Origin of the sequence: Escherichia sp. KTE31, assembly GCF_000407925.1 — a bacterium.
GTDB lineage: Bacteria > Pseudomonadota > Gammaproteobacteria > Enterobacterales > Enterobacteriaceae > Escherichia > Escherichia ruysiae.
Genome location: NZ_KE136723.1, coordinates 413,536 through 435,353 on the forward strand (window position 1 = coordinate 413,536; position 21,818 = coordinate 435,353).

The window sequence follows — 21,818 nt, forward strand, 5'->3', positions numbered from 1 at the left end:
CTTTTGGTTATTATCTGCACAGTAAACGGTGGTATACTGTGCAGGTCTTGTCTAAAAGCGAGGATGCTATGTCTACTCAATTTGATCCCACCCAACTGGCCATTGAATTTTTACGCCGTGACCAGAGCAATCTTTCACCTGCCCAATACCTCAAACGTCTGAAACAACTAGAACTTGAATTCGCTGATCTGCTTACTCTCTCTTCTGCTGAATTAAAAGAAGAAATCTACTTTGCCTGGCGTTTGGGCGTGCATTGATTCTGGCTGAACGCAGTTAGTGTGCCCCATCGACCTGGATTAACTCCAGTCCAGGTCTGACGACTTTCTTCTGGCTTCTCCTATTTTTACCCGCTTGATCTTGTTTAAAAAGAATACAAATCGCAGGTTGTGTTAAAACGCCGGCTTAGCCTTATGAGATTATTCTTATCGCCCCTTCAAGAGCTAAGCCACTGTGAGTGCCGGAGATAAGCGCCGGATGGGGTAGAAACCCTTAAGTCTGTGTTGAACAGACTTAAGGGTTTTCTTATTTCTGAACGAGCCACTTTTTTACCTATCTCTTAAATAGTCATTTTCAATACAACTTTTTCTTTTCCATCACAGTCTTAAATGTCCTCCGGTAATAATCATTAACTAACAATGAGATACCTAATTCTTAGCGTGCCTGTTAAGCCGCACATCAGGGTCTATGCTTATTAAATGCAGGCAAAAAGCATGTTTTACGGTAAAGCCCCTGTGTTTGCCGGGTTGAACTGATAATCATTATCACTAACATGCTGTTATACGCTGAAAGCGATGAAGTGAGGTAAATAGATGGACATGCATTCAGGAACCTTTAACCCAGAGGATTTCACCTGGCAAGGCTTAACGCTAACCCCCGCAGCGGCGGTACACATCCGTGAGCTAGTGGCGAAGCAACCAGGCATGGTCGGTGTGCGCTTAGGTGTGAAGCAAACGGGCTGCGCGGGCTTTGGCTATGTACTCGACAGTGTTAGCGAGCCGGACAAAGACGATCTGCTGTTTGAACACGACGGAGCGAAGCTGTTCGTCCCCCTACAAGCAATGCCGTTTATTGATGGCACGGAAGTTGATTTCGTTCGCGAAGGACTCAATCAGATATTCAAATTTCACAACCCGAAAGCCCAGAATGAATGTGGCTGTGGCGAAAGCTTTGGGGTATAGGCGGTACTATGTCTCGTAATACTGAAGCAACTGACGATGTCAAAACCTGGACCGGCGGCTCGCTGAATTATAAAGAAGGATTCTTCACCCAATTAGCGACTGATGAACTGGCTAAGGGCATAAACGAAGAGGTAGTGCGCGCAATCTCGGCGAAGCGTAATGAGCCGGAGTGGATGCTGGAGTTTCGTCTCAACGCCTATCGCGCATGGCTGGAGATGGAAGAACCGCACTGGCTGAAGGCGCACTACGACAAGCTGAATTATCAGGATTACAGCTATTACTCCGCGCCTTCATGTGGTAACTGCGATGACACCTGTGTTTCTGAACCGGGCGCGGTGCAACAAACCGGCGCAAACGCCTTTTTAAGTAAAGAGGTTGAAGCGGCATTTGAGCAGTTGGGCGTACCGGTGCGGGAAGGCAAAGAGGTGGCGGTGGATGCCATTTTCGATTCTGTTTCGGTTGCCACCACTTATCGCGAAAAACTGGCGGAGCAGGGGATCATTTTCTGTTCCTTTGGCGAGGCGATTCACGATCACCCTGAACTGGTGAAGAAATATCTCGGCACCGTGGTGCCGGGGAATGACAACTTCTTTGCCGCACTTAATGCGGCGGTAGCCTCTGACGGTACGTTTATTTATGTGCCTAAAGGCGTACGCTGTCCGATGGAGCTTTCCACCTATTTCCGCATTAACGCAGAAAAAACCGGGCAGTTTGAGCGCACCATTCTGGTAGCCGACGAAGACAGCTACGTCAGCTACATTGAAGGCTGCTCCGCACCAGTGCGTGATAGCTACCAGCTACACGCGGCGGTGGTGGAAGTCATCATCCATAAAAACGCCGAGGTGAAATATTCCACGGTGCAAAACTGGTTCCCTGGCGATAACAACACCGGCGGTATTCTCAACTTCGTCACCAAGCGTGCTCTGTGCGAAGGCGAAAACAGCAAAATGTCGTGGACGCAATCGGAAACCGGTTCAGCCATTACCTGGAAATACCCAAGCTGCATTTTGCGCGGCGATAACTCCATCGGTGAGTTCTACTCGGTGGCGCTGACCAGCGGTCATCAGCAGGCTGATACCGGCACCAAGATGATCCACATCGGTAAGAACACCAAATCGACCATTATCTCGAAAGGGATCTCTGCCGGACATAGCCAGAACAGTTATCGCGGGCTGGTGAAAATCATGCCGACGGCAACTAATGCGCGCAACTTCACTCAGTGCGACTCAATGCTGATTGGCGCTAATTGCGGGGCGCATACCTTCCCGTATGTCGAATGTCGCAATAACAGCGCACAACTGGAGCACGAGGCAACGACATCGCGTATTGGTGAAGATCAGCTGTTTTACTGCCTGCAACGCGGGATCAGCGAAGAAGACGCCATCTCGATGATTGTTAACGGTTTCTGCAAAGACGTGTTCTCGGAACTGCCGCTGGAATTTGCCGTTGAAGCACAAAAACTCCTCGCCATCAGTCTTGAACACAGCGTCGGATAAGGAATAAACATGTTAAGTATTAAAGATTTACACGTCAGCGTGGAAGATAAAGCTATCCTGCGCGGATTAAGCCTCGACGTTCGTCCCGGCGAAGTTCACGCCATTATGGGACCAAACGGTTCGGGCAAAAGTACCTTATCGGCAACCCTTGCCGGGCGTGAAGATTATGAAGTGACGGGCGGCACGGTGGTGTTTAAGGGCAAAGATTTGCTAGAGCTGTCGCCGGAAGATCGTGCAGGCGAAGGCATCTTTATGGCTTTTCAGTATCCAGTGGAAATCCCTGGCGTCAGTAACCAGTTTTTCCTGCAAACGGCGCTCAATGCGGTGCGTAGTTATCGCGGTCAGGAAACGCTCGACCGCTTCGATTTTCAGGATTTGATGGAAGAGAAAATCGCCCTGTTGAAGATGCCGGAAGATTTATTAACCCGTTCGGTTAACGTTGGTTTTTCCGGTGGCGAGAAAAAGCGCAACGATATTTTGCAAATGGCAGTGCTGGAGCCGGAGTTATGCATTCTTGATGAGTCGGACTCCGGGCTGGATATCGATGCATTAAAAGTGGTTGCCGATGGCGTGAACTCGCTGCGTGACGGCAAGCGTTCATTCATCATTGTTACGCACTACCAACGCATTCTTGACTACATCAAGCCTGATTACGTCCACGTGCTGTATCAGGGGCGAATTGTGAAATCCGGCGATTTCACGTTGGTCAAACAACTGGAGGAGCAGGGTTATGGCTGGCTTAGTGAACAGCAGTAACGTGCTGCAACAGTGGCATCACTTGTTTGAGGCTGAAGGGGCAAAACGCTCCCCGCAAGCTCAGCAGCATTTACAACAATTGCTGCGTACCGGTCTGCCGACGCGTAAACATGAGCACTGGAAATATACGCCGCTGGAAGGGCTGACCAATAGCCAGTTTGTCAGCATTGCGGGGGATATATCTCAAGAGCAGCGTGATGCCTTAGCCTTAACGTTAGACGCCGTGCGGCTGGTGTTTGTCGATGGACGTTACATGCCAGCACTTAGCGATGCAACTGAAGGCAGCGGATATGACGTGAGCATAAACGACGAACGCCAGGGGCTGCCCGATGCCATTCAGCCAGAAGTGTTTCTGCATCTGACGGAAAGCCTGGCGCAAAGCGTTACGCATATTGCTGTGAAGCGCGGTCAACGGCCTGCAAAGCCATTGCTGTTAATGCATATTACCCAGGGCGTGGCAGGTGAAGAGGTGAACACTGCCCATTACCGCCATCATCTGGATCTGGCGGAAGGCGCGGAAGCGACGGTGATTGAACATTTTGTCAGCCTTAATGATGCCCGCCATTTTACAGGCGCGCGCTTTACTATCAACGTCGCAGCGAACGCCCACTTGCAGCATATCAAGCTGGCGTTTGAAAACCCGGTCAGCCACCACTTTGCCCATAACGATTTGCTGCTGGCAGATGATGCCACCGCATCTAGCCACAGTTTTCTGCTTGGTGGCGCTGTGTTACGGCACAACACCAGTACGCAACTTAATGGCGAAAACAGTACGCTGCGGATTAATAGCCTGGCGATGCCGGTGAAAAATGAAGTGTGCGATACCCGCACCTGGCTGGAACACAATAAAGGTTTTTGTAACAGCCGCCAGTTGCACAAAACTATCGTCAGCGACAAAGGGCGCGCGGTATTTAATGGTTTGATTAACGTCGCGCAGTATGCCATCAAGACTGACGGCCAGATGACCAATAATAATCTGCTGATGGGCAAGCTGGCGGAAGTGGATACCAAACCGCAACTGGAAATTTATGCCGATGATGTGAAATGCAGCCACGGCGCAACGGTCGGGCGTATTGATGATGAGCAAATGTTCTATCTGCGTTCTCGCGGGATCAATCAGCAGGATGCCCAGCAGATGATCATCTATGCCTTTGCCGCCGAACTGACGGAAGCCTTGCGCGATGATGGTCTTAAACAGCAGGTGCTGGCTCGAATCGGCCAACGGCTGCCGGGAGGTGCAAGATGACTTTTTCCGTTGAGAAGGTGCGTGCCGATTTTCCGGTGCTCTCGCGTGAGGTGAACGGTTTGCCGCTGGCTTATCTCGACAGCGCCGCCAGTGCGCAGAAACCGAGCCAGGTGATTGACGCCGAGGCTGAGTTTTATCGTCACGGCTACGCGGCGGTGCATCGCGGTATTCATACGTTAAGCGCCCAGGCGACCGAGAAAATGGAGAACGTGCGTAAGCGTGCATCGCTGTTTATCAATGCCCGTTCGGCGGAAGAGCTGGTGTTCGTCCGTGGCACTACGGAAGGGATCAATCTGGTCGCCAATAGCTGGGGCAACAGCAACGTGCGGGCGGGCGATAACATCATCATCAGTCAGATGGAACACCACGCTAACATTGTTCCCTGGCAGATGCTTTGCGCGCGCGTTGGCGCAGAGTTGCGGGTGATCCCGCTTAACCCAGACGGCACGCTGCAACTGGAGACACTGCCTAATCTGTTTGATGAGAAAACCCGCCTGCTGGCGATTACTCACGTGTCTAATGTGCTGGGGACGGAAAATCCGCTGCCGGAAATGATCACACTTGCGCACCAGCATGGCGCAAAAGTGCTGGTGGATGGCGCTCAGGCAGTGATGCATCATCCGGTGGATGTGCAGGCGCTGGACTGCGACTTCTACGTTTTTTCCGGGCATAAACTGTATGGCCCCACCGGCATTGGCATTCTTTATGTTAAAGAAGCCTTGTTGCAGGAGATGCCGCCGTGGGAAGGGGGCGGATCTATGATTGCCACCGTCAGCCTTAGCGAAGGTACTACCTGGACCAAAGCGCCGTGGCGGTTTGAGGCCGGCACGCCCAATACGGGGGGGATTATTGGTCTTGGTGCGGCGCTGGAGTATGTGTCAGCTCTGGGGCTTAACAACATTGCTGAGTACGAACAGAATCTGATGCATTACGCGCTGTCACAACTGACAGCGGTGCCGGATCTTACTCTGTATGGTCCACCGGACAGACTTGGCGTTATCGCCTTTAATCTCGGTAAACATCATGCCTATGATGTTGGCAGTTTTCTTGATAACTACGGTATCGCTGTGCGTACCGGCCATCACTGCGCGATGCCGTTGATGGCGTTTTATAACGTTCCGGCTATGTGTCGGGCGTCGTTGGCTATGTATAACACCCATGAAGAAGTGGATCGTCTGGTGACAGGATTGCAACGCATTCATCGTCTGCTGGGATAACAGGGAGGCTCTATGGCTGTATTGCCGGATAAAGAAAAATTGCTGCGTAATTTTTTACGCTGCGCCAACTGGGAAGAGAAATATCTCTACATTATTGAACTGGGTCAGCGTCTGCCGGAATTACGCGATGAAGACAGAAAACCGCAAAATAGTATTCAGGGCTGTCAGAGTCAGGTATGGATTGTAATGCGCCAGAATGCGCAGGGAATTATTGAATTGCAGGGCGACAGCGATGCCGCCATTGTGAAAGGGCTTATTGCGGTTGTTTTTATTCTCTACGACCAGATGACGCCGCAGGATATTGTTAATTTTGACGTGCGCCCGTGGTTTGAAAAAATGGCGCTCGCTCAGCATCTCACCCCATCTCGTTCACAAGGTCTGGAAGCGATGATTCGTGCAATCCGCGCCAAAGCCGCTGCACTTAGCTAAACTAAAGGAACAGCTTTCATCCGGATGACTCACATTGCCGGATGGTCGATGTTTACTCTGACCAGCACAGGAGTGTTTCGGCTTCAGGTAAGCAAAAGCGCCATCCGACGTCTTAGCGTGAGTCTCCGGCAAATACAGGAGGTTTACAATGAAACGCGCGTCTCTGCTTACACTGACTCTTATCGGCGCTTTTAGCGCCATACACGCTGCCTGGGCGGTAGATTACCCGCTCCCACCAAGCGGAAGCCGACTGGTTGGGCAAAATCAAACGTATACGGTGCAAGAGGGGGATAAAAACCTTCAGGCCATCGCCCGACGTTTTGATACTGCGGCAATGTTGATTCTGGAAGCCAATAACACCATCGCCCCGGTGCCAAAACCAGGTACGACGATAACCATTCCTTCACAACTGTTATTACCTGATGCGCCGCGTCAGGGGATCATCGTTAACCTTGCCGAGCTGCGTCTTTATTATTATCCGCCAGGAGAAAATATCGTGCAGGTCTACCCGATAGGCATTGGCTTGCAGGGACTGGAAACGCCAGTGATGGATACGCGGGTTGGGCAGAAAATCCCTAACCCTACCTGGACACCGACCGCTGGTATTCGGCAGCGTTCGCTGGAGCGTGGCATAAAATTACCGCCAGTCGTTCCAGCAGGGCCCAATAACCCACTAGGACGCTACGCAATGCGCCTGGCGCACGGCAATGGCGAATATCTCATTCATGGCACCAGTGCGCCGGACAGCGTCGGTTTGCGCGTCAGTTCGGGCTGTATTCGTATGAACGCACCGGATATTAAAGCGTTGTTCTCCAGCGTGCGGACGGGGACGCCGGTGAAAGTGATCAATGAGCCGGTGAAATACTCTGTAGAACCGAACGGAATGCGTTATGTGGAAGTGCATCGACCACTATCGGCAGAGGAACAGCAGAACGTTCAGACGATGCCGTATAAACTGCCCATTGGTTTTACGCAATTCAAAGATAATCAGGCTGTTGATCAGAAGCTGGTGGATAAAGCCTTATATCGTCGGGCGGGATATCCGGTCGCGGTAGGCAATGGAACGACACATGCCAGCAACGTGCCCGCAGTTGAGTCAGCTCAAAATGGCGAACCTGAGCAGGGCAATATGTTACGCGCGACGCAATAACAGTTATTAGCAGGCAAAAAAAATGGCGCACAATGTGCGCCATTTTTCACTTCACAGGTACTATTACTTGCGGTATTTAGTAGCCATGTTGTCCAGACGCTGGTTAGCACGAGCTGCGTCATCTTTAGCAGCCTGAACGTCGGAACGCATTGCGTTCACGTCGTTGCTCAGCTGGTCAACTTTAGCGTTCAGAGTCTGAACGTCAGAAGACAGCTGATCGATTTTAGCGTTGCTGGAGCAACCTGCCAGCAGAGTAGAACCCAGGATTACCGCGCCCAGTACCAGTTTAGTAGCTTTCATTATTAATACCCTCTAGATTGAGTTAATCTCCATGTAGCGTTACAAGTATTACACAAAGTTTTTTATGTTGAGAATATTTTTTTGATGGGAAGGCACTTATTTTTGATCGTTCGCTCAAAGAAACATCGAACGCTGGGTTTTAGATAAAAAAATTGAGAGAAAACAGGATGCTTCCATCGGATTCATCTTAGATAAAGTGAGATTATATAGTGAAATCCGATTTGATTTTTTATTGCTTCTGGTTATCGATTAAATAAAAAAAGCGCCCATCAGGGCGCTTGGATATACAAATTAATTCACAAAAGCAATATTACAGGACGTGAACAGATGCGGTGTTGGTAGTGCCGCTCGGTACAAGTGCACCGGAAACCATTACTACTACGTCACCTTTGTGCGCCAGACCGCTCTGCAGAGCCAGTTCTTTACCCAGACGGTAGAAATCATCAGTAGAAGTGATCTCTTTTACCAGCTGCGGCACAACGCCTTTGCTCAGTACCAGCTGATGTGCAGTTTTTTCGTTCGTGGTCAGCGCCAGGATGGTTGCATCCGGGAAGTATTTACGCACTGCACGAGCAGATTTACCGCCCTGGGTTGCTACAACGATCAGCGGAGCATCCAGTTTTTCAGCAGTTTCAACCGCACCACGGCAAACAGCTTCGGTAATGCGCAGTTTACGGTTGTCGCTGTTGAACTCGAGACGGCTGTTCATCACGCGGTCGGTACGTTCGCAAATGGTTGCCATGATAGAAACAGCTTCCAGCGGGTATTTACCTTTTGCGGATTCACCAGACAACATTACTGCGTCAGTACCGTCGAGGATGGCGTTCGCGACGTCACCGGCTTCTGCGCGGGTCGGACGTGGGTTTTTGATCATGGAATCCAGCATCTGGGTCGCAGTGATAACGACTTTACGTGCGCGGATACATTTTTCGATCATCATCTTCTGGGCGAAGATAACTTCTTCAACCGGGATTTCTACACCCAGGTCGCCACGAGCAACCATGATGCCGTCAGAGGCTTCGAGGATTTCGTCGAAGTTGTTGAGGCCTTCCTGGTTTTCGATTTTGGAGATGATTTGGATGTTTTCGCCGCCGTGCGCTTTCAGGTGTTCACGGATTTCGATAACGTCAGAACGCTTACGGATAAAGGAAGCAGCAACAAAGTCTACGCCTTGTTCGCAACCAAAGATGAGATCCTGTTTGTCTTTTTCAGCCAGTGCCGGCAGGGCAATAGAAACGCCAGGCAGGTTCACACCTTTGTTTTCGCCCAGGTCACCGTTGTTCAGTACCTTACAGATAACTTTGTTACCTTCAATGGCGGTAACTTCCATACCGATCAGACCATCGTCAACCAGTACGGTGTTGCCGACGGACAGGTCAGAAGTGAAACCTTCATAAGTTACCGCAACCATTTCGCTGTTGCCGATAACAGATTTGTCAGTGGTGAAAGTAAAGGTCTGGCCTGCTTTCAGAGAAACGTCATTACCGCCTTCCAGTTTCATGGTGCGGATTTCCGGACCTTTGGTATCGAGCAGGATAGCGGCAGTTTTGCCGGTTTTGCTCATCACGTTGCGCAGATTCTGAATGCGCTGACCGTGTTCTGCATAGTCACCATGAGAGAAGTTCAGACGCATGACGTTCATGCCCGCGTCCAGCATTTTAGCTAACATCTCTTCAGATTCGGTTTTTGGTCCGATGGTGCAAACAATTTTGGTCTTTTTCATGACAGTCTTAGTCTTTAAGTTGAGAAGGATAGGAGAAACTTGCTTTCTGGGCGCACTGCCGGAAAGCGAATCCGGTATTACGAAAGTGATGGTGCCTCGCTCTAAGGATAGGTGACATCGAAAAAGCGTGCAGAGGAATGTGTGCTTGTGTCTCAGCCCAACGTGAGTGCCTGTTTTTGAGTCGTTGAGTTCTACAGTCCAAAGTGCTGAAACCATTCAAGAGTCAATTGGCGCGCATTATACGCTGAAATTAATCCAAAAGGAAAACAAAAACAGCGTTTCAAAAAATATACAAGTCTCCAGACAATAAATTGTTATCAAAGATTTAATGTTACAGGGAAAAGATTACGCAAAAACTTCGGTGTTTGCGCAACGTCACGAGGTAAGGTCGCCAGCCTGGGGAGTAGTGAATGTTCATCAGGTGTATAAATACACCATCGTTCAATCGCTACAGTCAAAATAGTTTATAGCGTTATTTATATGATTTTGTTTGATTTTTGTTTAATTGATTAGATTGATATATGCTGATAGTTGGCATGATAAATAGGTACAAAGAATGGGAAATCGGACAAAAGATGATGAACTGTACCGCGAGATGTGCAGGGTGGTCGGTAAAGTTGTGCTGGAAATGCGTGATTTAGGGCAGGAACCAAAACATATTGTCATCGCTGGCGTATTACGCACGGCTTTAGCCAATAAACGTATTCAACGCAGCGAACTGGAAAAACAGGCGATGGAAACCGTCATTAACGCGCTGGTAAAATGACCATTCAGGATGAAGTGCAACACTTCATCCTGATATGTTTATTTCAATCGCAGCCACAGCTAATTTTCATAAATAGCAACTGATGAAATTATATGAGTTTCGATATGTATTAAAGTGCATAACGGGAATGTTATTTTTATTTTCTGGAATGAATATCACAAATAATTGTCACTTAAATGAAATTAATTTCAGATGATAATAAATATCAGTTCACTTTTAATTTCTCACTTTGTGAATTTAATTGATAATGATCAATGTTAAGCCCTCAGAATAATCACATTATTTTTTCTCCTAACCATAAAGGATTAGTTTATTGGCGTTAATTCTTTTCTCATGCACTATCAGGTTAGGGAAAATATCTGGTGTTGGGGACAGAGTCAGCAGCGTATTAGTTGAATGCTTAATATCAGGCTGTTGAATTGTCAGCACTGTGTTTGCGAAGAGGATGCGAAATAAATGAACCCGGTTGGTCGTCCACTATTAGATATTGGCTTAACGCGATTAGAATTCTTGCGTATATCAGGAAAGGGTCTTGCTGGTTTAACGATAGCCCCTGCGTTACTGTCACTTTTGGGTTGCAAGCAGGAAGATATTGATAGCGGTACGGTAGGGTTGATAAATACGCCCAAAGGCGTGCTGGTTACCCAGCGAGCACGATGCACAGGCTGCCATCGCTGTGAAATCTCTTGTACTAACTTCAATGATGGCTCAGTGGGCACTTTTTTCTCCCGCATCAAAATCCATCGCAATTATTTCTTTGGCGACAATGGGATAGGATCAGGCGGTGGTCTGTATGGCGATCTGAACTATACCGCTGACACCTGTCGTCAATGCAAAGATCCGCAATGCATGAACGTATGCCCGATTGGCGCGATTACCTGGCAGCAGGAAGAAGGCTGTATTGTCGTCGATCATAAACGTTGTATTGGTTGTAGCGCCTGTACCACTGCATGTCCGTGGATGATGGCTACCGTAAATACCGAAAGTAAAAAATCCTCGAAATGTGTGTTATGTGGTGAATGTGCAAACGCCTGCCCAACAGGGGCGTTAAAAATTATCGAGTGGAAAGATATTACTGTGTGAATCTTGCAAAGGAAAAAATCATGGCTAACGGTTGGACAGGTAATATATTAAGAGTTAATCTCACGACAGGAAATATTACCCTCGAAGATTCCAGTAAGTTTAAAAGTTTTGTTGGTGGCATGGGATTCGGCTACAAAATTATGTATGACGAAGTACCGCCAGGCACTAAACCTTTCGATGAAGCAAATAAATTAGTCTTTGCCACCGGGCCATTAACTGGCTCTGGTGCTCCCTGTAGTTCTCGCGTAAATATCACTTCGCTTTCCACCTTTACCAAAGGGAATTTAGTTGTTGATGCCCATATGGGAGGCTTTTTTGCCGCGCAAATGAAATTCGCTGGATACGACGTTATTATTATCGAAGGGAAAGCGAAATCACCGGTTTGGCTGAATATTAAAGATGACAAAGTTACCCTCGAAAAAGCAGATTTCCTATGGGGTAAAGGGACGCGAGCCACGACGGAAGAGATTTGTCGCTTGACCAGCCCGGAAACCTGTGTGGCAGCTATTGGTCAGGCAGGTGAAAACCTTGTGCCGCTCTCTGGCATGTTGAATAGCCGTAATCACAGCGGCGGCGCGGGAACTGGCGCAATAATGGGTTCGAAAAACCTCAAAGCGATTGCAGTTGAAGGGACTAAAGGGGTCAACATTGCCGATCGTCAGGAGATGAAACTTCTCAATGACTACATGATGACCGAACTTATCGGTGCGAATAATAACCATGTGGTGCCAAGTACGCCGCAATCGTGGGCGGAGTACTCCGATCCCAAGTCTCGCTGGACGGCGCGTAAAGGTCTGTTCTGGGGAGCGGCGGAAGGTGGCCCGATTGAAACGGGCGAGATCCCGCCAGGCAATCAAAATACCGTGGGTTTTCGCACCTATAAATCCGTTTTTGACTTAGGTCCGGCAGCAGAGAAATACACGGTAAAAATGAGCGGCTGCCACTCTTGCCCGATTCGTTGTATGACCCAGATGAACATTCCTCGGGTCAAAGAGTTCGGCGTGCCCAGCACCGGCGGTAATACTTGTGTAGCAAACTTTGTCCATACCACCATCTTCCCGAACGGGCCGAAAGATTTTGAAGATAAAGACGATGGTCGTGTTATTGGTAATCTGGTTGGTCTGAATCTGTTTGATGACTATGGCCTGTGGTGTAACTACGGACAGCTACATCGAGATTTTACGTATTGCTACAGCAAAGGCGTGTTCAAACGCGTTCTGCCTGCTGATGAGTATGCGGAAATTCGCTGGGATCAGCTGGAAGCGGGCGACGTTAACTTCATTAAAGATTTTTACTACCGTCTGGCGCATCGCGTGGGTGAGTTGAGCCACCTGGCTGATGGCTCATATGCCATTGCGGAACGCTGGAATTTGGGCGAAGAGTATTGGGGCTACGCGAAAAATAAACTCTGGTCGCCGTTTGGCTATCCGGTTCATCATGCTAATGAAGCCTCGGCGCAAGTTGGTTCCATTGTTAACTGCATGTTCAACCGCGATTGCATGACGCACACCCACATTAACTTTATTGGCTCCGGTCTGCCGTTGAAATTGCAGCGTGAAGTGGCGAAAGAGCTTTTTGGCTCTGAAGATGCTTACGACGAAACCAAAAACTACACGCCGATCAATGACGCAAAAATTAAATATGCCAAATGGTCGCTGTTGCGGGTCTGTTTGCATAACGCCGTCACCCTGTGCAACTGGGTCTGGCCAATGACCGTTTCGCCGCTGAAGAGCCGTAATTACCGTGGTGACCTTGCTTTAGAAGCCAAATTCTTCAAAGCGATCACCGGTGAAGAGATGACCCAGGAAAAATTAGATTTAGCCGCTGAACGTATATTTACACTGCATCGCGCTTACACGGTAAAACTGATGCAAACCAAAGATATGCGTAACGAGCACGATCTTATTTGCTCCTGGGTATTCGACAAGGATCCGCAGATCCCGGTCTTTACTGAAGGAACTGACAAAATGGATCGCGACGATATGTACGCGTCTCTCACGATGTTCTACAAGGAAATGGGCTGGGATCCACAGCTCGGTTGCCCGACACGTGAAACGTTGCAACGTCTGGGGCTGGAAGATATTGCCACCGATCTGGCTGCACACAATCTGCTGCCTGCGTAAGGAATGGGTGAGATGAACCATCAGGATGAGTTGCCGCTATCCGGAGTCAGCGACGTTGACGAGGCGAAGCGTCAATGGTTGCAGGGTATGCGTCACACCGGAGATACGGTCAGTGAAGACGTCGCAGAACCAGAACCGACAGAAGTTCTGGCAGAGTTTATCCGCCAGCATTCGGCTGCGGGTCAACTGGTGGCGCGTGCCGTGTTTCTCTCGCCGCCATATTCGGTTGCTGAAGAGGATCTGTCTTTTTTGCTGGAAGGCATAAAACAGAACGGAGACTACGCGGATATCGCCTGTATCACGGGAACTCACGATGATTACTATTACTCAACGCAGGCCATGAGCGAAAACTACGCGGCGATGTCTTTGCAAGTTGTGGCGCAGGACATTTGTCGCGCCATTGCTCACGTCGTTCGCTTTGAGTGCCAGACGTACCCGCGACCCTACAAAGTCGCCATGCTGAGGCAAGCGCCATATTACTTCCAGGAAGCGCAGATTGAAGCCGCGATCGCCGCGATGGATGTTGCCCCTGAATATGCCGATATACGCCAGGTGGAGTCATCGACGGCGGTGCTGTACCTGTTTAGCGAGCGGTATATGAGCTATGGCAAGGCTTATGGTTTATGCGAATGGTTTGAGGTTGAGCAGTTTCAGAATCCCTGAAATTTCAGGGAAATGTCATGGACAGGGTGGACAGTTGCAGCCACTGCATTAGGGGATAATCAGATGTCCTTCACTCGACGCAAATTTGTTCTGGGGATGGGAACAGTAATCTTTTTTACTGGCTCTGCGTCTTCTCTGTTAGCGAACACCAGGCAAGAAAAGGAAGTTCGGTATGCCATGATTCACGATGAGTCACGGTGCAATGGTTGTAATATTTGCGCCCGAGCATGTCGCAAGACCAATCACGTTCCGGCCCAGGGAAGCCGTTTATCGATAGCACACATTCCAGTTACCGATAACGACAACGAAACGCAATATCACTTTTTTCGCCAGTCATGCCAGCACTGTGAAGATGCTCCTTGCATCGACGTTTGCCCAACAGGGGCGTCGTGGCGTGATGAGCAGGGGATCGTACGGGTAGAAAAATCGCAGTGTATCGGCTGCAGTTATTGCATTGGCGCTTGCCCGTATCAGGTTCGTTACCTTAACCCTGTGACTAAAGTGGCGGATAAATGTGATTTCTGCGCCGAGTCCCGGCTGGCAAAAGGTTTTCCGCCCATTTGCGTCAGCGCCTGCCCGGAACACGCATTGATCTTTGGTCGCGAAGATAGCCCAGAAATTCAGGCGTGGTTACAGGGAAATAAATACTATCAATATCAGCTACCTGGTGCCGGGAAACCGCATTTGTATCGCCGGTTCGGTCAACATTTGATTAAGAAGGAAAATGTATGAACCCGTCGCAAAATGCTGAACAGTTTCAGATCCAGTTGGCGAACTATGTACCACAGTTCACCCCTGAATTTTGGCCGGTGTGGCTGGTCATTGCCGGGCTATTGCTGGTTGGAATGTGGTTAGTCCTGGGGCTGCACGCTTTGCTTCGTGCTCGTGGTGTGAAGAAATCAGCCACCGATCATGGCGAGAAGGTTTATCTTTACAGCAAGGCGGTCAGATTATGGCACTGGTCGAACGCATTACTCTTCGTATTGTTGCTGGCAAGTGGGCTAATTAATCACTTTGCGCTGGTGGGCGCAGCTGCGGTCAAAAGTCTGGTTGCTGTGCATGAAGTTTGTGGATTCTTGTTACTGGTATGCTGGCTTGGCTTTGTTCTGATTAATGCCGTTGGGGGTAATGGTCACCACTATCGCATTCGTCGTCAAGGGTGGCTGGGGCGAGCGGCGAAACAAACGCGATTTTATCTGTCTGGCATTATGCAGGGGGAAGCGCATCCTTTTCCGGCGACAATGCAGTCTAAATTTAATCCCTTACAGCAGGTAGCCTATGTCGGGGTGATGTATGGATTACTGCCGTTGTTACTGGTGACGGGGCTCCTGTGTCTCTATCCGCAAGTCGTGGGAAATGCGTTTCCTGGCGTAAGATACTGGTTATTACAGGCGCATTTTGCTCTGGCATTTATTAGCCTCTTTTTCATCTTCGGTCATCTCTATCTTTGCACTACGGGGCGTACTCCGCACGAAACCTTTAAATGTATGATCGATGGCTATCACCGACATTAAGGTATGATCATTACGCGAGAGAACCTGCGAGAGTGGCGTGTAGGAGCGGTAATGTACCGCTGGTTTTTGCGCCATTTTCCGCAGGACGGCAGCTATGCCGATGTTCACCATGCGCTGATCGACGAAGGGTATACGGACTGGGCAGATAGTCTGGTTGAGTATGCATGGAACAAATGGCTGACAGACGAAAACTTTGCCCGCCAGGAAGTTTCCTCTATGCAAAAGCTGGTCCCAGAACCGGTGGAACCAACATTTTGCCGCCAGCTCTCCAGTGCCGAGGATAACGCACGCGTCGGATGTTGCGACGATAACGCCAGAATAGTTACAGCAGGTTATGCGGCGCAAATTGCCAGCACGGGCTACAGCGTACGGATGGCTAGTGTGGGTTTTAACAGCCATATTGGCAGCTCAGGCGAGCGTGCCCGCGTGGCAGTGGCGGGTAACTCGACTCGAATCAGCAGTGCCGGAGAGGGTAGCCGTATTGCGAATGCCGGGATGCGAGTACGCGTCTGTACTCCAGGTGAAAGGTGTCATGTTGCCAGTAATGGCGATCTGGTACAAATTGCCAGCTTTGGCGCACACGCGAAAATTGCTAACAGCGGTGATAATGTTCACATCATTGCCAGCGGTGCTAACTCAACAGTAGTCAGTACGGGCGTGGTTGACTCGATTGTCCTCGGGCCTGGTGGCAGCGCCGCACTGGCATATCATGACGGCGAAAGAGTGCGCTTCGCCGTCGCCATTGAAGGTGAAAATAATATCCGTGCCGGAGTCCGCTATCGTCTCAATGAACAGTATCAGTTTGTTGAGTGCTGATAGCTTTATCTTTAATCAACCGAAAGACGCCGACGTGCACGGGATGCAGGTTTTACGATGGCCTGCGCCATAGCCTCGCCAATGTCTGCACAAGCCGTAAGTCCCTGGACGAAAGGCCGGTTGTGCATCAGCCAGGGTAAAGCACCGAACGCCACGCGACCACGAACTTCTTCAGGTTGCTGTAGCGTATAATCTTCACCAACATCAGGGATTTCCTCGCCTGTTTTCTGCAATTGTTCGCGTAGCCCAGGGAAAGGAATATCTTTCACTTTGAGTGGACGTTGACCTCGGGCATCAATAAAAACATCAAACGAGTAGCTGTTATCCGCTGTTTTCAGAATTGTGCGCGTTTCGTTGTTTTCCATCTCGTAGTCCTCACCGAGGGCGAGAATATGAATGATCCCCGCTTCGCGTAAGGCCAGTAATCGTCTTATAGATTCTGAAGGGATTGCCGCATAATTATCGATAAAGACTCTGGCAAGACCTTTACTGAATCGCTTATGGTCGTGTTCATTCAGATGCGGCACAATTTCCTGTACAGCTTCATGCAAACGCAGAATGACATAACGCCAGGGGACGGTATGTTTTTGCCGTTTATTTTGCTCGACTTCGGCTAAGTTTTCTTCCGCCCAGCCAAAAGGGTCATGCTGTTTACGCTCGGCAAACCAGGTTTGCGCAAAGGTATCGACATTGAGGCGTTCTAACGCTATGCGTTGGCTCCAGTCTGGATCGACAGAATTAATTTCTTGCTGTATCAATTTGAATACCCGATCCAACAGGCCTTCCGCACCTTTTTCTATTTCTGTATTTAAGGCCTGTTCTGTGGCGATGCGTAACGGTTCGTAGGGGATGGGGCAATAGAAATCGGCTTCCGGTAAAATGCCCGTGCGCGACATCAACGTAATGTGCAGATTTTCACTGTTGCTATCGCGTTGAAAGCTAACTCGTTGTTTATCTTCTTCAATAAACGAACCATGCTGAATAGCCACTGCCATTGCCGCATCCAGTCCGCTCAAGGATGTTCCCATAATGCCCACGTTACAGGCATCGACCTTTGCTTCCATCAGGCCCGACCACGGGCTGGGAAAATACGTTCGGGTTGCCTCTTCTTCATCAGGCCAGACGTGACCGGTGGCTATTACCGCTAAATCAAACGTCTCTGTGGGTAAATCCTGATTTGTAGCAAGCATCACGCCAGCATTTGTAATTTGCAGATCGGTAACCTGGCATGATTCATAAACAGCCACTTCAAATTTTTGCTGTCGCGCCTGATCTACTAATCGTAAAAATCGATCGCGGAAATATTCTCCCAACAGAATTCGCGGTAAAAACTGACGATCGTGCAGTGTTTCCTTTTTAACGCCGTAACGTTGTAGATGGCTGGCATCTTGTTTTTGTAACCATTCCAGATAAGTACAATAAATCGTTGGTATTTCAATGCTGGCAATATTTGCCAGCATTAATTTAGAGTTTTCTTCGTCGTTGTACGGCATCCCGACACCGGCCTCGTTAGCCTGTTCGAAGATGGAAATAGAAAGTGGCGTTGGTTGCTGTAATAGCGAGAAGAGAGTGTAGATCCCTGTTGGCCCCGCACCCACAATGGCGATTTTTTTCATTATTACTTACCTGTATGTATTCTTTTGAATTTAGTGTTATCAGATAAGTTTGGTTGAAATCTTTAGAAAATGAGAAATTTCAGACAGGGATGAAAAGGGCGCCAACCGCCCTTCACGGAGACTTGTCAGGCGAGTTTTGCCTGATTGATTTTACTTAATGGTTCATTGACATCGAAAACTTTGGCGATAACTTCTGCAACGCCGAGGTTCTTCAGACGGGCAGTATGTTTATCCAGATAGGCAAGGGCACTTTTTTCATCAGTAAAAAGATAGATGCCACCAGCTTCGCGGTTCTTTTCACTTTCTGTCCACACTTTCCACAGAAAACCAGGTTCCTGATTAATCGACTCGGCAAGCGATTTAAGCTGTTCGGCCATTTCATCGCCAAAGGGGCTATTAAATGCAAAGTGAAGCTGTAACAAAGTCGCCATAGCGATTCTCCTTCTGATAACACATACAAAATAGTATAAATTTTTTAATGTGTTGGATACAGAGAAGAAACAAGGGAATACAAGGAGAGAGGAGACCAGACTAAAAAATCTGGTGCGTCCGAGTGGACTCGAACCACCGACCCCCACCATGTCAAGGTGGTGCTCTAACCAACTGAGCTACGGACGCAGGATGGTGCGTTCAATTGGACTCGAACCAACGACCCCCACCATGTCAAGGTGGTGCTCTAACCAACTGAGCTATGAACGCAACGTTGTAGGTGACAACGGGGACGAATATTAGCGGCAGAGTGGGAAGGTGGCAAGAGGCAAAGCGTAATTTTCTGCGGTATTTCGACCGTTTGCAGAGCTTTTAAGCAAATTGGCTATATTTTGTTGATTTGCAAGGGTGATTTTTGGTCAGAGTCATTTTCACATCTGACACAACCCACTATCTCGCGCATCAGGATATAAATCCAGTCGTTTCCCAGCAAATCAATTCTATCGTGGATAAATCCTCCGTAGCCTTTACACTTAGGTAGCGATAAGGGCACACAGATGCAGCAAAGGAATAAATCATGGGATCTGATGCAAAAAACTTGATGAGCGACGGGAAAGTGCAAATTGTTAAGACCGGCGAGGTCATTAGCGCGACTCAACTCACTGACGGTGAGTTGCTCGTTGAGACAGGCGGAAGAGCTGAAAACACCGTAGTGACAGATGCGGGCTGGCTGAAAGTGGAAACTGGTGGGATCGTCAGAGGCACACAGTACGGCAACAATGGCACGTTATCAGTCGGTGACGGTGCAATTGCCACAGACATCATTCAGTCCGACGGTGGAGCAATTAGCCTCTCAACGCTCGCTACTGTTAATGGCCGCCATCCAGAAGGAGAATTTAGCGTTGATCAGGGCTACGCCTGCGGTTTGTTACTGGAGAATGGCGGTAACCTGCGCGTACTGGAAGGCCATCGGGCAGAAAAAATTATTCTCGATCAGGCTGGTGGTTTATTGGTCAACGGGACGACTTCATCTGCAATAGTGGATGATGGCGGTGAATTGCTGGTTTACCCTGGTGGAGAAGCTTTCAACAGCGCAATTAACCAGGGCGGAGTCTTTATGCTGGCGGGGAAAGCCTGCGATACGACGCTTGCGGGCGGGGCCATGAATAACATAGGCGGAGAAGATATTCATACCCTCGTTGAGAACGAAGCCGTTTATCGCCTTGGGACAGACGGTCTACAGCTCTATAGCTCCGGTAAGACAAAGGATTTGGCGGTTAATGCCGGAGGCCGTGCTGAAATTCATGCTGGTACGCTGGAAAATGCACTGCTGAAAGGTGGCTCGATGATTGTCATGTCTCCCACCAGCGCGGACGATAAATTTGTCGTGGAAGAGGATTGTGCGCCAGTTGAACTGATGGGGAGCGTTGCCGTACAAGAAGGTAGCTCTTTGATTATTGGTTACGGTGCTGATTTACAACAGTCAACGGTTACGGTACAGCCGGGGGGCGTGATGATCCTCGATGGCAGTACGGTAAAAGGTGACAATGTCACTTTTCGTGTTGGTGAATTAAACCTTGATGGCGGAAAAGTTTGGCTGATCACGGCAGCAGCCACACATGTGCAACTGAAAGTGAAACGACTGCGCGGAGAGGGAACGATTTGCCTGCAAACCAGCGCGAAAGAAATTTCGCCTGACTTCATCAGTGTGAAAGGGGAAGTTAGTGGCAGTATTCTCGTTGAGATAACGGATGCCAGTCGGCTACCAATTTGCAGTGTGCTTAAACTGCAACCTGACGAAGACAGGATTGGCGCAACGCTCCAGCCCGAATAAAAACTAAGGCGCAATCTGTGAAGGTTGCGCCTTGTTTTTTAGCGAGCTGCTCGTTGCAGAATGATAGCTGATGGCAGACGTTGCAGGAAACGCATACGCAGCATCATCATAATAGCGGCAGAAGTCAGGCCAATAATAAAGCCGATCCAGAAACCTGCTGGCCCCATTGGCTCAACCACCAGATCGGTCAGCGCCAGAATGTAGCCGCTCGGCAAGCCTAATACCCAATACGCCGTAAAGGTAATATAAAAAATCGACCGCGTATCTTTATAACCACGCAAAATCCCACTGCCGATAACCTGTATGGAGTCAGAAATCTGATACACCGCCGCCAGCAACATCAAATGTGCCGCCAGCGTTACGACCTCAGGATTATCGTTATACAGCAGGGCAATCTGCTCCCGTAGTGAAACCGTGAAAATTGCGGTCAGAGTCGCCATACAAACGCCAACCATAAGCCCTGTTCGCGCGGCTGTTTGTGCATCCAGCGTTGAGCCCTGACCCAGACGATAACCAACACGGATGGTTACCGCTGCGGCCAGCGACATTGGAAGAACGAACATCAACGAACTGAAGTTCAGTGCAATCTGGTGGCCTGCCACATCGATAATACCGAGTGGAGATACCAACAGCGCCACTACAGCAAACAGTGTCACTTCAAAGAACAACGCCAGCGCGATAGGTAGACCAAGCTGCACCAGCCGTTTCAATGCGGCAGGATCGGGTTTAGCGGTGCCTTTTTCGTTGCGGATATCGCGCATGGAACGGGCATGTTTAATATAAGAAACCATGGCGAGGAACATCACCCAATACACAGCCGCCGTCGCTACACCACAACCGACGCCACCGAGTTCAGGCATTCCGAAATGACCATAAATAAAGATATAGTTAACCGGAATGTTCACCAGCAGGCCAATAAAACCCATCACCATCCCAGGTTTGGTTTTTGCCAGACCTTCACACTGGTTACGCGCGACCTGGAAGAACAGATAGCCCGGAGCACCCCACAGCAGTGCACGCAGGTAACCTACCGCTTTATCGGCGAGTGCCGGATCGATATTTTGCATGGAGCGGATGATATAACCCGCATTCCACAGAACCACCATAATGAGCACTGAGACAAAGCCGGCTAGCCAGAAACCTTGTCGTACCTGATGCGCTATGCGTTCACGGCGACCAGAACCATTCAATTGCGCAATCACTGGCGTCAACGCAAGCAGCAGTCCGTGACCGAAAAGAATAGCCGGGAGCCAGATAGATGTACCAATGGCGACCGCCGCCATGTCGGTGGCGCTATAGCCGCCCGCCATGACAGTATCGACAAAACCCATCGCTGTTTGGGCGATTTGCGCGAGAATCACCGGGATTGCTAATGCTAATAACAGACGCGCTTCACTGATATACTTCTGCACGTGAACACCTTTTATATTGTTGTTATATGAGAGACTAAAAAGCCGCCTGAATGGGCAGCAAAAAGAA

The 21,818-nt window shown here is 49.3% G+C and carries 22 protein-coding genes and 2 tRNA genes; 16 read left to right on the plus strand and 8 right to left on the minus strand.

The features are described 5' to 3' along the window. The first annotated feature begins 68 nt into the window (after positions 1-68). The 8 genes from WES_RS11425 to ldtE all read left to right on the plus strand — a co-directional run bounded on the left by WES_RS11425 (position 69) and on the right by ldtE (position 7,472). Complete coding sequence (locus WES_RS11425) at positions 69-257, plus strand: YdiH family protein (RefSeq protein ID WP_016158182.1); 189 nt, start codon at positions 69-71, stop codon at positions 255-257. Between the two features lie 552 nt (positions 258-809). Beyond that, positions 810-1,178 carry a Fe-S cluster assembly scaffold SufA gene (gene sufA / locus WES_RS11420; protein ID WP_000367151.1) on the plus strand — a complete coding sequence of 123 codons (369 nt, stop codon included), beginning with the start codon at positions 810-812 and terminating at the stop codon, positions 1,176-1,178. 8 nt (positions 1,179-1,186) lie between these two features. Next, entirely contained in the window at positions 1,187-2,674 is a 1,488-nt protein-coding gene (gene sufB, locus WES_RS11415; RefSeq protein WP_016158183.1) for a Fe-S cluster assembly protein SufB, read from the plus strand. A 9-nt stretch (positions 2,675-2,683) separates the two neighbouring features. Beyond that, on the plus strand, positions 2,684-3,430 hold the full coding sequence (sufC, locus tag WES_RS11410) for a Fe-S cluster assembly ATPase SufC (protein WP_000948880.1): 747 nt from the start codon (positions 2,684-2,686) through the stop codon (positions 3,428-3,430). Further along, positions 3,405-4,676 carry a Fe-S cluster assembly protein SufD gene (gene sufD / locus WES_RS11405; RefSeq protein ID WP_000908090.1) on the plus strand — a complete coding sequence of 424 codons (1,272 nt, stop codon included), beginning with the start codon at positions 3,405-3,407 and terminating at the stop codon, positions 4,674-4,676. Before sufC ends, sufD begins: the two co-directional genes overlap by 26 nt. Beyond that, a complete protein-coding gene (gene sufS, locus WES_RS11400; protein ID WP_016158184.1) occupies positions 4,673-5,893 on the plus strand; it encodes a cysteine desulfurase SufS in 1,221 nt (406 codons plus the stop codon). The genes sufD and sufS overlap by 4 nt, the downstream gene beginning before the upstream one ends. Before the next feature lie 12 nt (positions 5,894-5,905). Further along, positions 5,906-6,322, plus strand: a complete 417-nt coding sequence (gene sufE, locus WES_RS11395; RefSeq protein ID WP_016158185.1) for a cysteine desulfuration protein SufE — start codon at positions 5,906-5,908, stop codon at positions 6,320-6,322. A gap of 148 nt (positions 6,323-6,470) precedes the next feature. Beyond that, positions 6,471-7,472, plus strand: a complete 1,002-nt coding sequence (gene ldtE / locus WES_RS11390) for a L,D-transpeptidase LdtE (protein ID WP_016158186.1) — start codon at positions 6,471-6,473, stop codon at positions 7,470-7,472. 63 nt (positions 7,473-7,535) lie between these two features. Here ldtE and lpp read toward each other — a convergent pair whose 3' ends face one another. From lpp to WES_RS24490, 3 genes are all read right to left on the minus strand, one after another. After that, the gene (gene lpp / locus WES_RS11385; protein WP_000648420.1) at positions 7,536-7,772 is read right to left on the minus strand and encodes a murein lipoprotein Lpp; all 237 of its coding nucleotides are present in this window, start codon (positions 7,770-7,772) and stop codon (positions 7,536-7,538) included. Between the two features lie 310 nt (positions 7,773-8,082). Next, the gene (gene pykF / locus WES_RS11380; RefSeq protein WP_016158187.1) at positions 8,083-9,495 is read right to left on the minus strand and encodes a pyruvate kinase PykF; all 1,413 of its coding nucleotides are present in this window, start codon (positions 9,493-9,495) and stop codon (positions 8,083-8,085) included. Positions 9,496-9,502: 7 nt separating this feature from the next. Then, positions 9,503-9,697 (minus strand): protein YnhH, encoded by a 195-nt coding sequence (locus WES_RS24490; protein WP_242664678.1) that lies wholly within the window; start codon positions 9,695-9,697, stop codon positions 9,503-9,505. 354 nt (positions 9,698-10,051) lie between these two features. Here WES_RS24490 and fumD point away from each other — a divergent pair, with 354 nt between their 5' ends. The 7 genes from fumD (at position 10,052) to ydhT (ending at position 16,460) form a co-directional block, all read left to right on the plus strand. Further along, the gene (gene fumD, locus WES_RS11375) at positions 10,052-10,261 is read left to right on the plus strand and encodes a fumarate hydratase FumD (protein ID WP_000528337.1); all 210 of its coding nucleotides are present in this window, start codon (positions 10,052-10,054) and stop codon (positions 10,259-10,261) included. Positions 10,262-10,717: 456 nt separating this feature from the next. Further along, a complete protein-coding gene (locus WES_RS11370) occupies positions 10,718-11,344 on the plus strand; it encodes a ferredoxin-like protein (RefSeq protein WP_001070270.1) in 627 nt (208 codons plus the stop codon). A gap of 20 nt (positions 11,345-11,364) precedes the next feature. Then, complete coding sequence (locus tag WES_RS11365) at positions 11,365-13,467, plus strand: aldehyde ferredoxin oxidoreductase (protein ID WP_016158188.1); 2,103 nt, start codon at positions 11,365-11,367, stop codon at positions 13,465-13,467. 12 nt (positions 13,468-13,479) lie between these two features. Continuing rightward, a complete protein-coding gene (locus WES_RS11360) occupies positions 13,480-14,130 on the plus strand; it encodes a YdhW family putative oxidoreductase system protein (protein WP_016158189.1) in 651 nt (216 codons plus the stop codon). A gap of 63 nt (positions 14,131-14,193) precedes the next feature. Next, positions 14,194-14,862 carry a 4Fe-4S dicluster domain-containing protein gene (locus WES_RS11355; protein ID WP_016158190.1) on the plus strand — a complete coding sequence of 223 codons (669 nt, stop codon included), beginning with the start codon at positions 14,194-14,196 and terminating at the stop codon, positions 14,860-14,862. Further along, positions 14,859-15,644, plus strand: coding sequence for a thiosulfate reductase cytochrome B subunit (gene phsC / locus WES_RS11350; RefSeq protein ID WP_016235196.1), 786 nt, complete (start codon positions 14,859-14,861; stop codon positions 15,642-15,644). Before WES_RS11355 ends, phsC begins: the two co-directional genes overlap by 4 nt. Positions 15,645-15,647: 3 nt before the next feature. Beyond that, a complete protein-coding gene (gene ydhT, locus WES_RS11345; protein ID WP_024195123.1) occupies positions 15,648-16,460 on the plus strand; it encodes a protein YdhT in 813 nt (270 codons plus the stop codon). An 11-nt stretch (positions 16,461-16,471) separates the two neighbouring features. Here ydhT and WES_RS11340 read toward each other — a convergent pair whose 3' ends face one another. The 4 genes from WES_RS11340 to WES_RS11325 form a co-directional block, all read right to left on the minus strand. Beyond that, entirely contained in the window at positions 16,472-18,076 is a 1,605-nt protein-coding gene (locus WES_RS11340) for an FAD-NAD(P)-binding protein (protein ID WP_016158194.1), read from the minus strand. Between the two features lie 125 nt (positions 18,077-18,201). After that, positions 18,202-18,507 (minus strand): monooxygenase, encoded by a 306-nt coding sequence (locus tag WES_RS11335; protein ID WP_016158195.1) that lies wholly within the window; start codon positions 18,505-18,507, stop codon positions 18,202-18,204. Positions 18,508-18,617: 110 nt separating this feature from the next. After that, positions 18,618-18,694: transfer RNA gene (locus tag WES_RS11330), tRNA-Val, on the minus strand. 4 nt (positions 18,695-18,698) lie between these two features. Beyond that, a tRNA-Val gene (locus tag WES_RS11325) sits at positions 18,699-18,775 on the minus strand. Between the two features lie 307 nt (positions 18,776-19,082). Between WES_RS11325 and WES_RS11320 the strand changes: the two genes are divergently transcribed. After that, positions 19,083-20,339 (plus strand): AIDA repeat-containing protein, encoded by a 1,257-nt coding sequence (locus WES_RS11320; protein ID WP_016235197.1) that lies wholly within the window; start codon positions 19,083-19,085, stop codon positions 20,337-20,339. Positions 20,340-20,377: 38 nt separating this feature from the next. On the opposite strand, the gene mdtK is transcribed toward WES_RS11320, so the two are convergent. Further along, a complete protein-coding gene (gene mdtK, locus WES_RS11315; RefSeq protein WP_001174971.1) occupies positions 20,378-21,751 on the minus strand; it encodes a multidrug efflux MATE transporter MdtK in 1,374 nt (457 codons plus the stop codon). Positions 21,752-21,818: the final 67 nt, after the last annotated feature.

Excerpts from the sequence above, each read along its gene's own strand:
- WES_RS11425 (WP_016158182.1), top strand. The coding sequence starts at position 69 with ATGTCTACTCAATTTGATCCCACCCAACTGGCCATTGAATTTTTACGC.
- sufA (WP_000367151.1), top strand. The coding sequence starts at position 810 with ATGGACATGCATTCAGGAACCTTTAACCCAGAGGATTTCACCTGGCAA.
- sufB (WP_016158183.1), top strand. The coding sequence starts at position 1,187 with ATGTCTCGTAATACTGAAGCAACTGACGATGTCAAAACCTGGACCGGC.
- sufC (WP_000948880.1), top strand. The coding sequence starts at position 2,684 with ATGTTAAGTATTAAAGATTTACACGTCAGCGTGGAAGATAAAGCTATC.
- sufD (WP_000908090.1), top strand. The coding sequence starts at position 3,405 with ATGGCTGGCTTAGTGAACAGCAGTAACGTGCTGCAACAGTGGCATCAC.
- sufS (WP_016158184.1), top strand. The coding sequence starts at position 4,673 with ATGACTTTTTCCGTTGAGAAGGTGCGTGCCGATTTTCCGGTGCTCTCG.
- sufE (WP_016158185.1), top strand. The coding sequence starts at position 5,906 with ATGGCTGTATTGCCGGATAAAGAAAAATTGCTGCGTAATTTTTTACGC.
- ldtE (WP_016158186.1), top strand. The coding sequence starts at position 6,471 with ATGAAACGCGCGTCTCTGCTTACACTGACTCTTATCGGCGCTTTTAGC.
- lpp (WP_000648420.1), bottom strand. The coding sequence starts at position 7,772 with ATGAAAGCTACTAAACTGGTACTGGGCGCGGTAATCCTGGGTTCTACT.
- pykF (WP_016158187.1), bottom strand. The coding sequence starts at position 9,495 with ATGAAAAAGACCAAAATTGTTTGCACCATCGGACCAAAAACCGAATCT.
- fumD (WP_000528337.1), top strand. The coding sequence starts at position 10,052 with ATGGGAAATCGGACAAAAGATGATGAACTGTACCGCGAGATGTGCAGG.
- WES_RS11370 (WP_001070270.1), top strand. The coding sequence starts at position 10,718 with ATGAACCCGGTTGGTCGTCCACTATTAGATATTGGCTTAACGCGATTA.
- WES_RS11365 (WP_016158188.1), top strand. The coding sequence starts at position 11,365 with ATGGCTAACGGTTGGACAGGTAATATATTAAGAGTTAATCTCACGACA.
- WES_RS11360 (WP_016158189.1), top strand. The coding sequence starts at position 13,480 with ATGAACCATCAGGATGAGTTGCCGCTATCCGGAGTCAGCGACGTTGAC.
- WES_RS11355 (WP_016158190.1), top strand. The coding sequence starts at position 14,194 with ATGTCCTTCACTCGACGCAAATTTGTTCTGGGGATGGGAACAGTAATC.
- phsC (WP_016235196.1), top strand. The coding sequence starts at position 14,859 with ATGAACCCGTCGCAAAATGCTGAACAGTTTCAGATCCAGTTGGCGAAC.
- ydhT (WP_024195123.1), top strand. The coding sequence starts at position 15,648 with ATGATCATTACGCGAGAGAACCTGCGAGAGTGGCGTGTAGGAGCGGTA.
- WES_RS11340 (WP_016158194.1), bottom strand. The coding sequence starts at position 18,076 with ATGAAAAAAATCGCCATTGTGGGTGCGGGGCCAACAGGGATCTACACT.
- WES_RS11335 (WP_016158195.1), bottom strand. The coding sequence starts at position 18,507 with ATGGCGACTTTGTTACAGCTTCACTTTGCATTTAATAGCCCCTTTGGC.
- WES_RS11320 (WP_016235197.1), top strand. The coding sequence starts at position 19,083 with ATGGGATCTGATGCAAAAAACTTGATGAGCGACGGGAAAGTGCAAATT.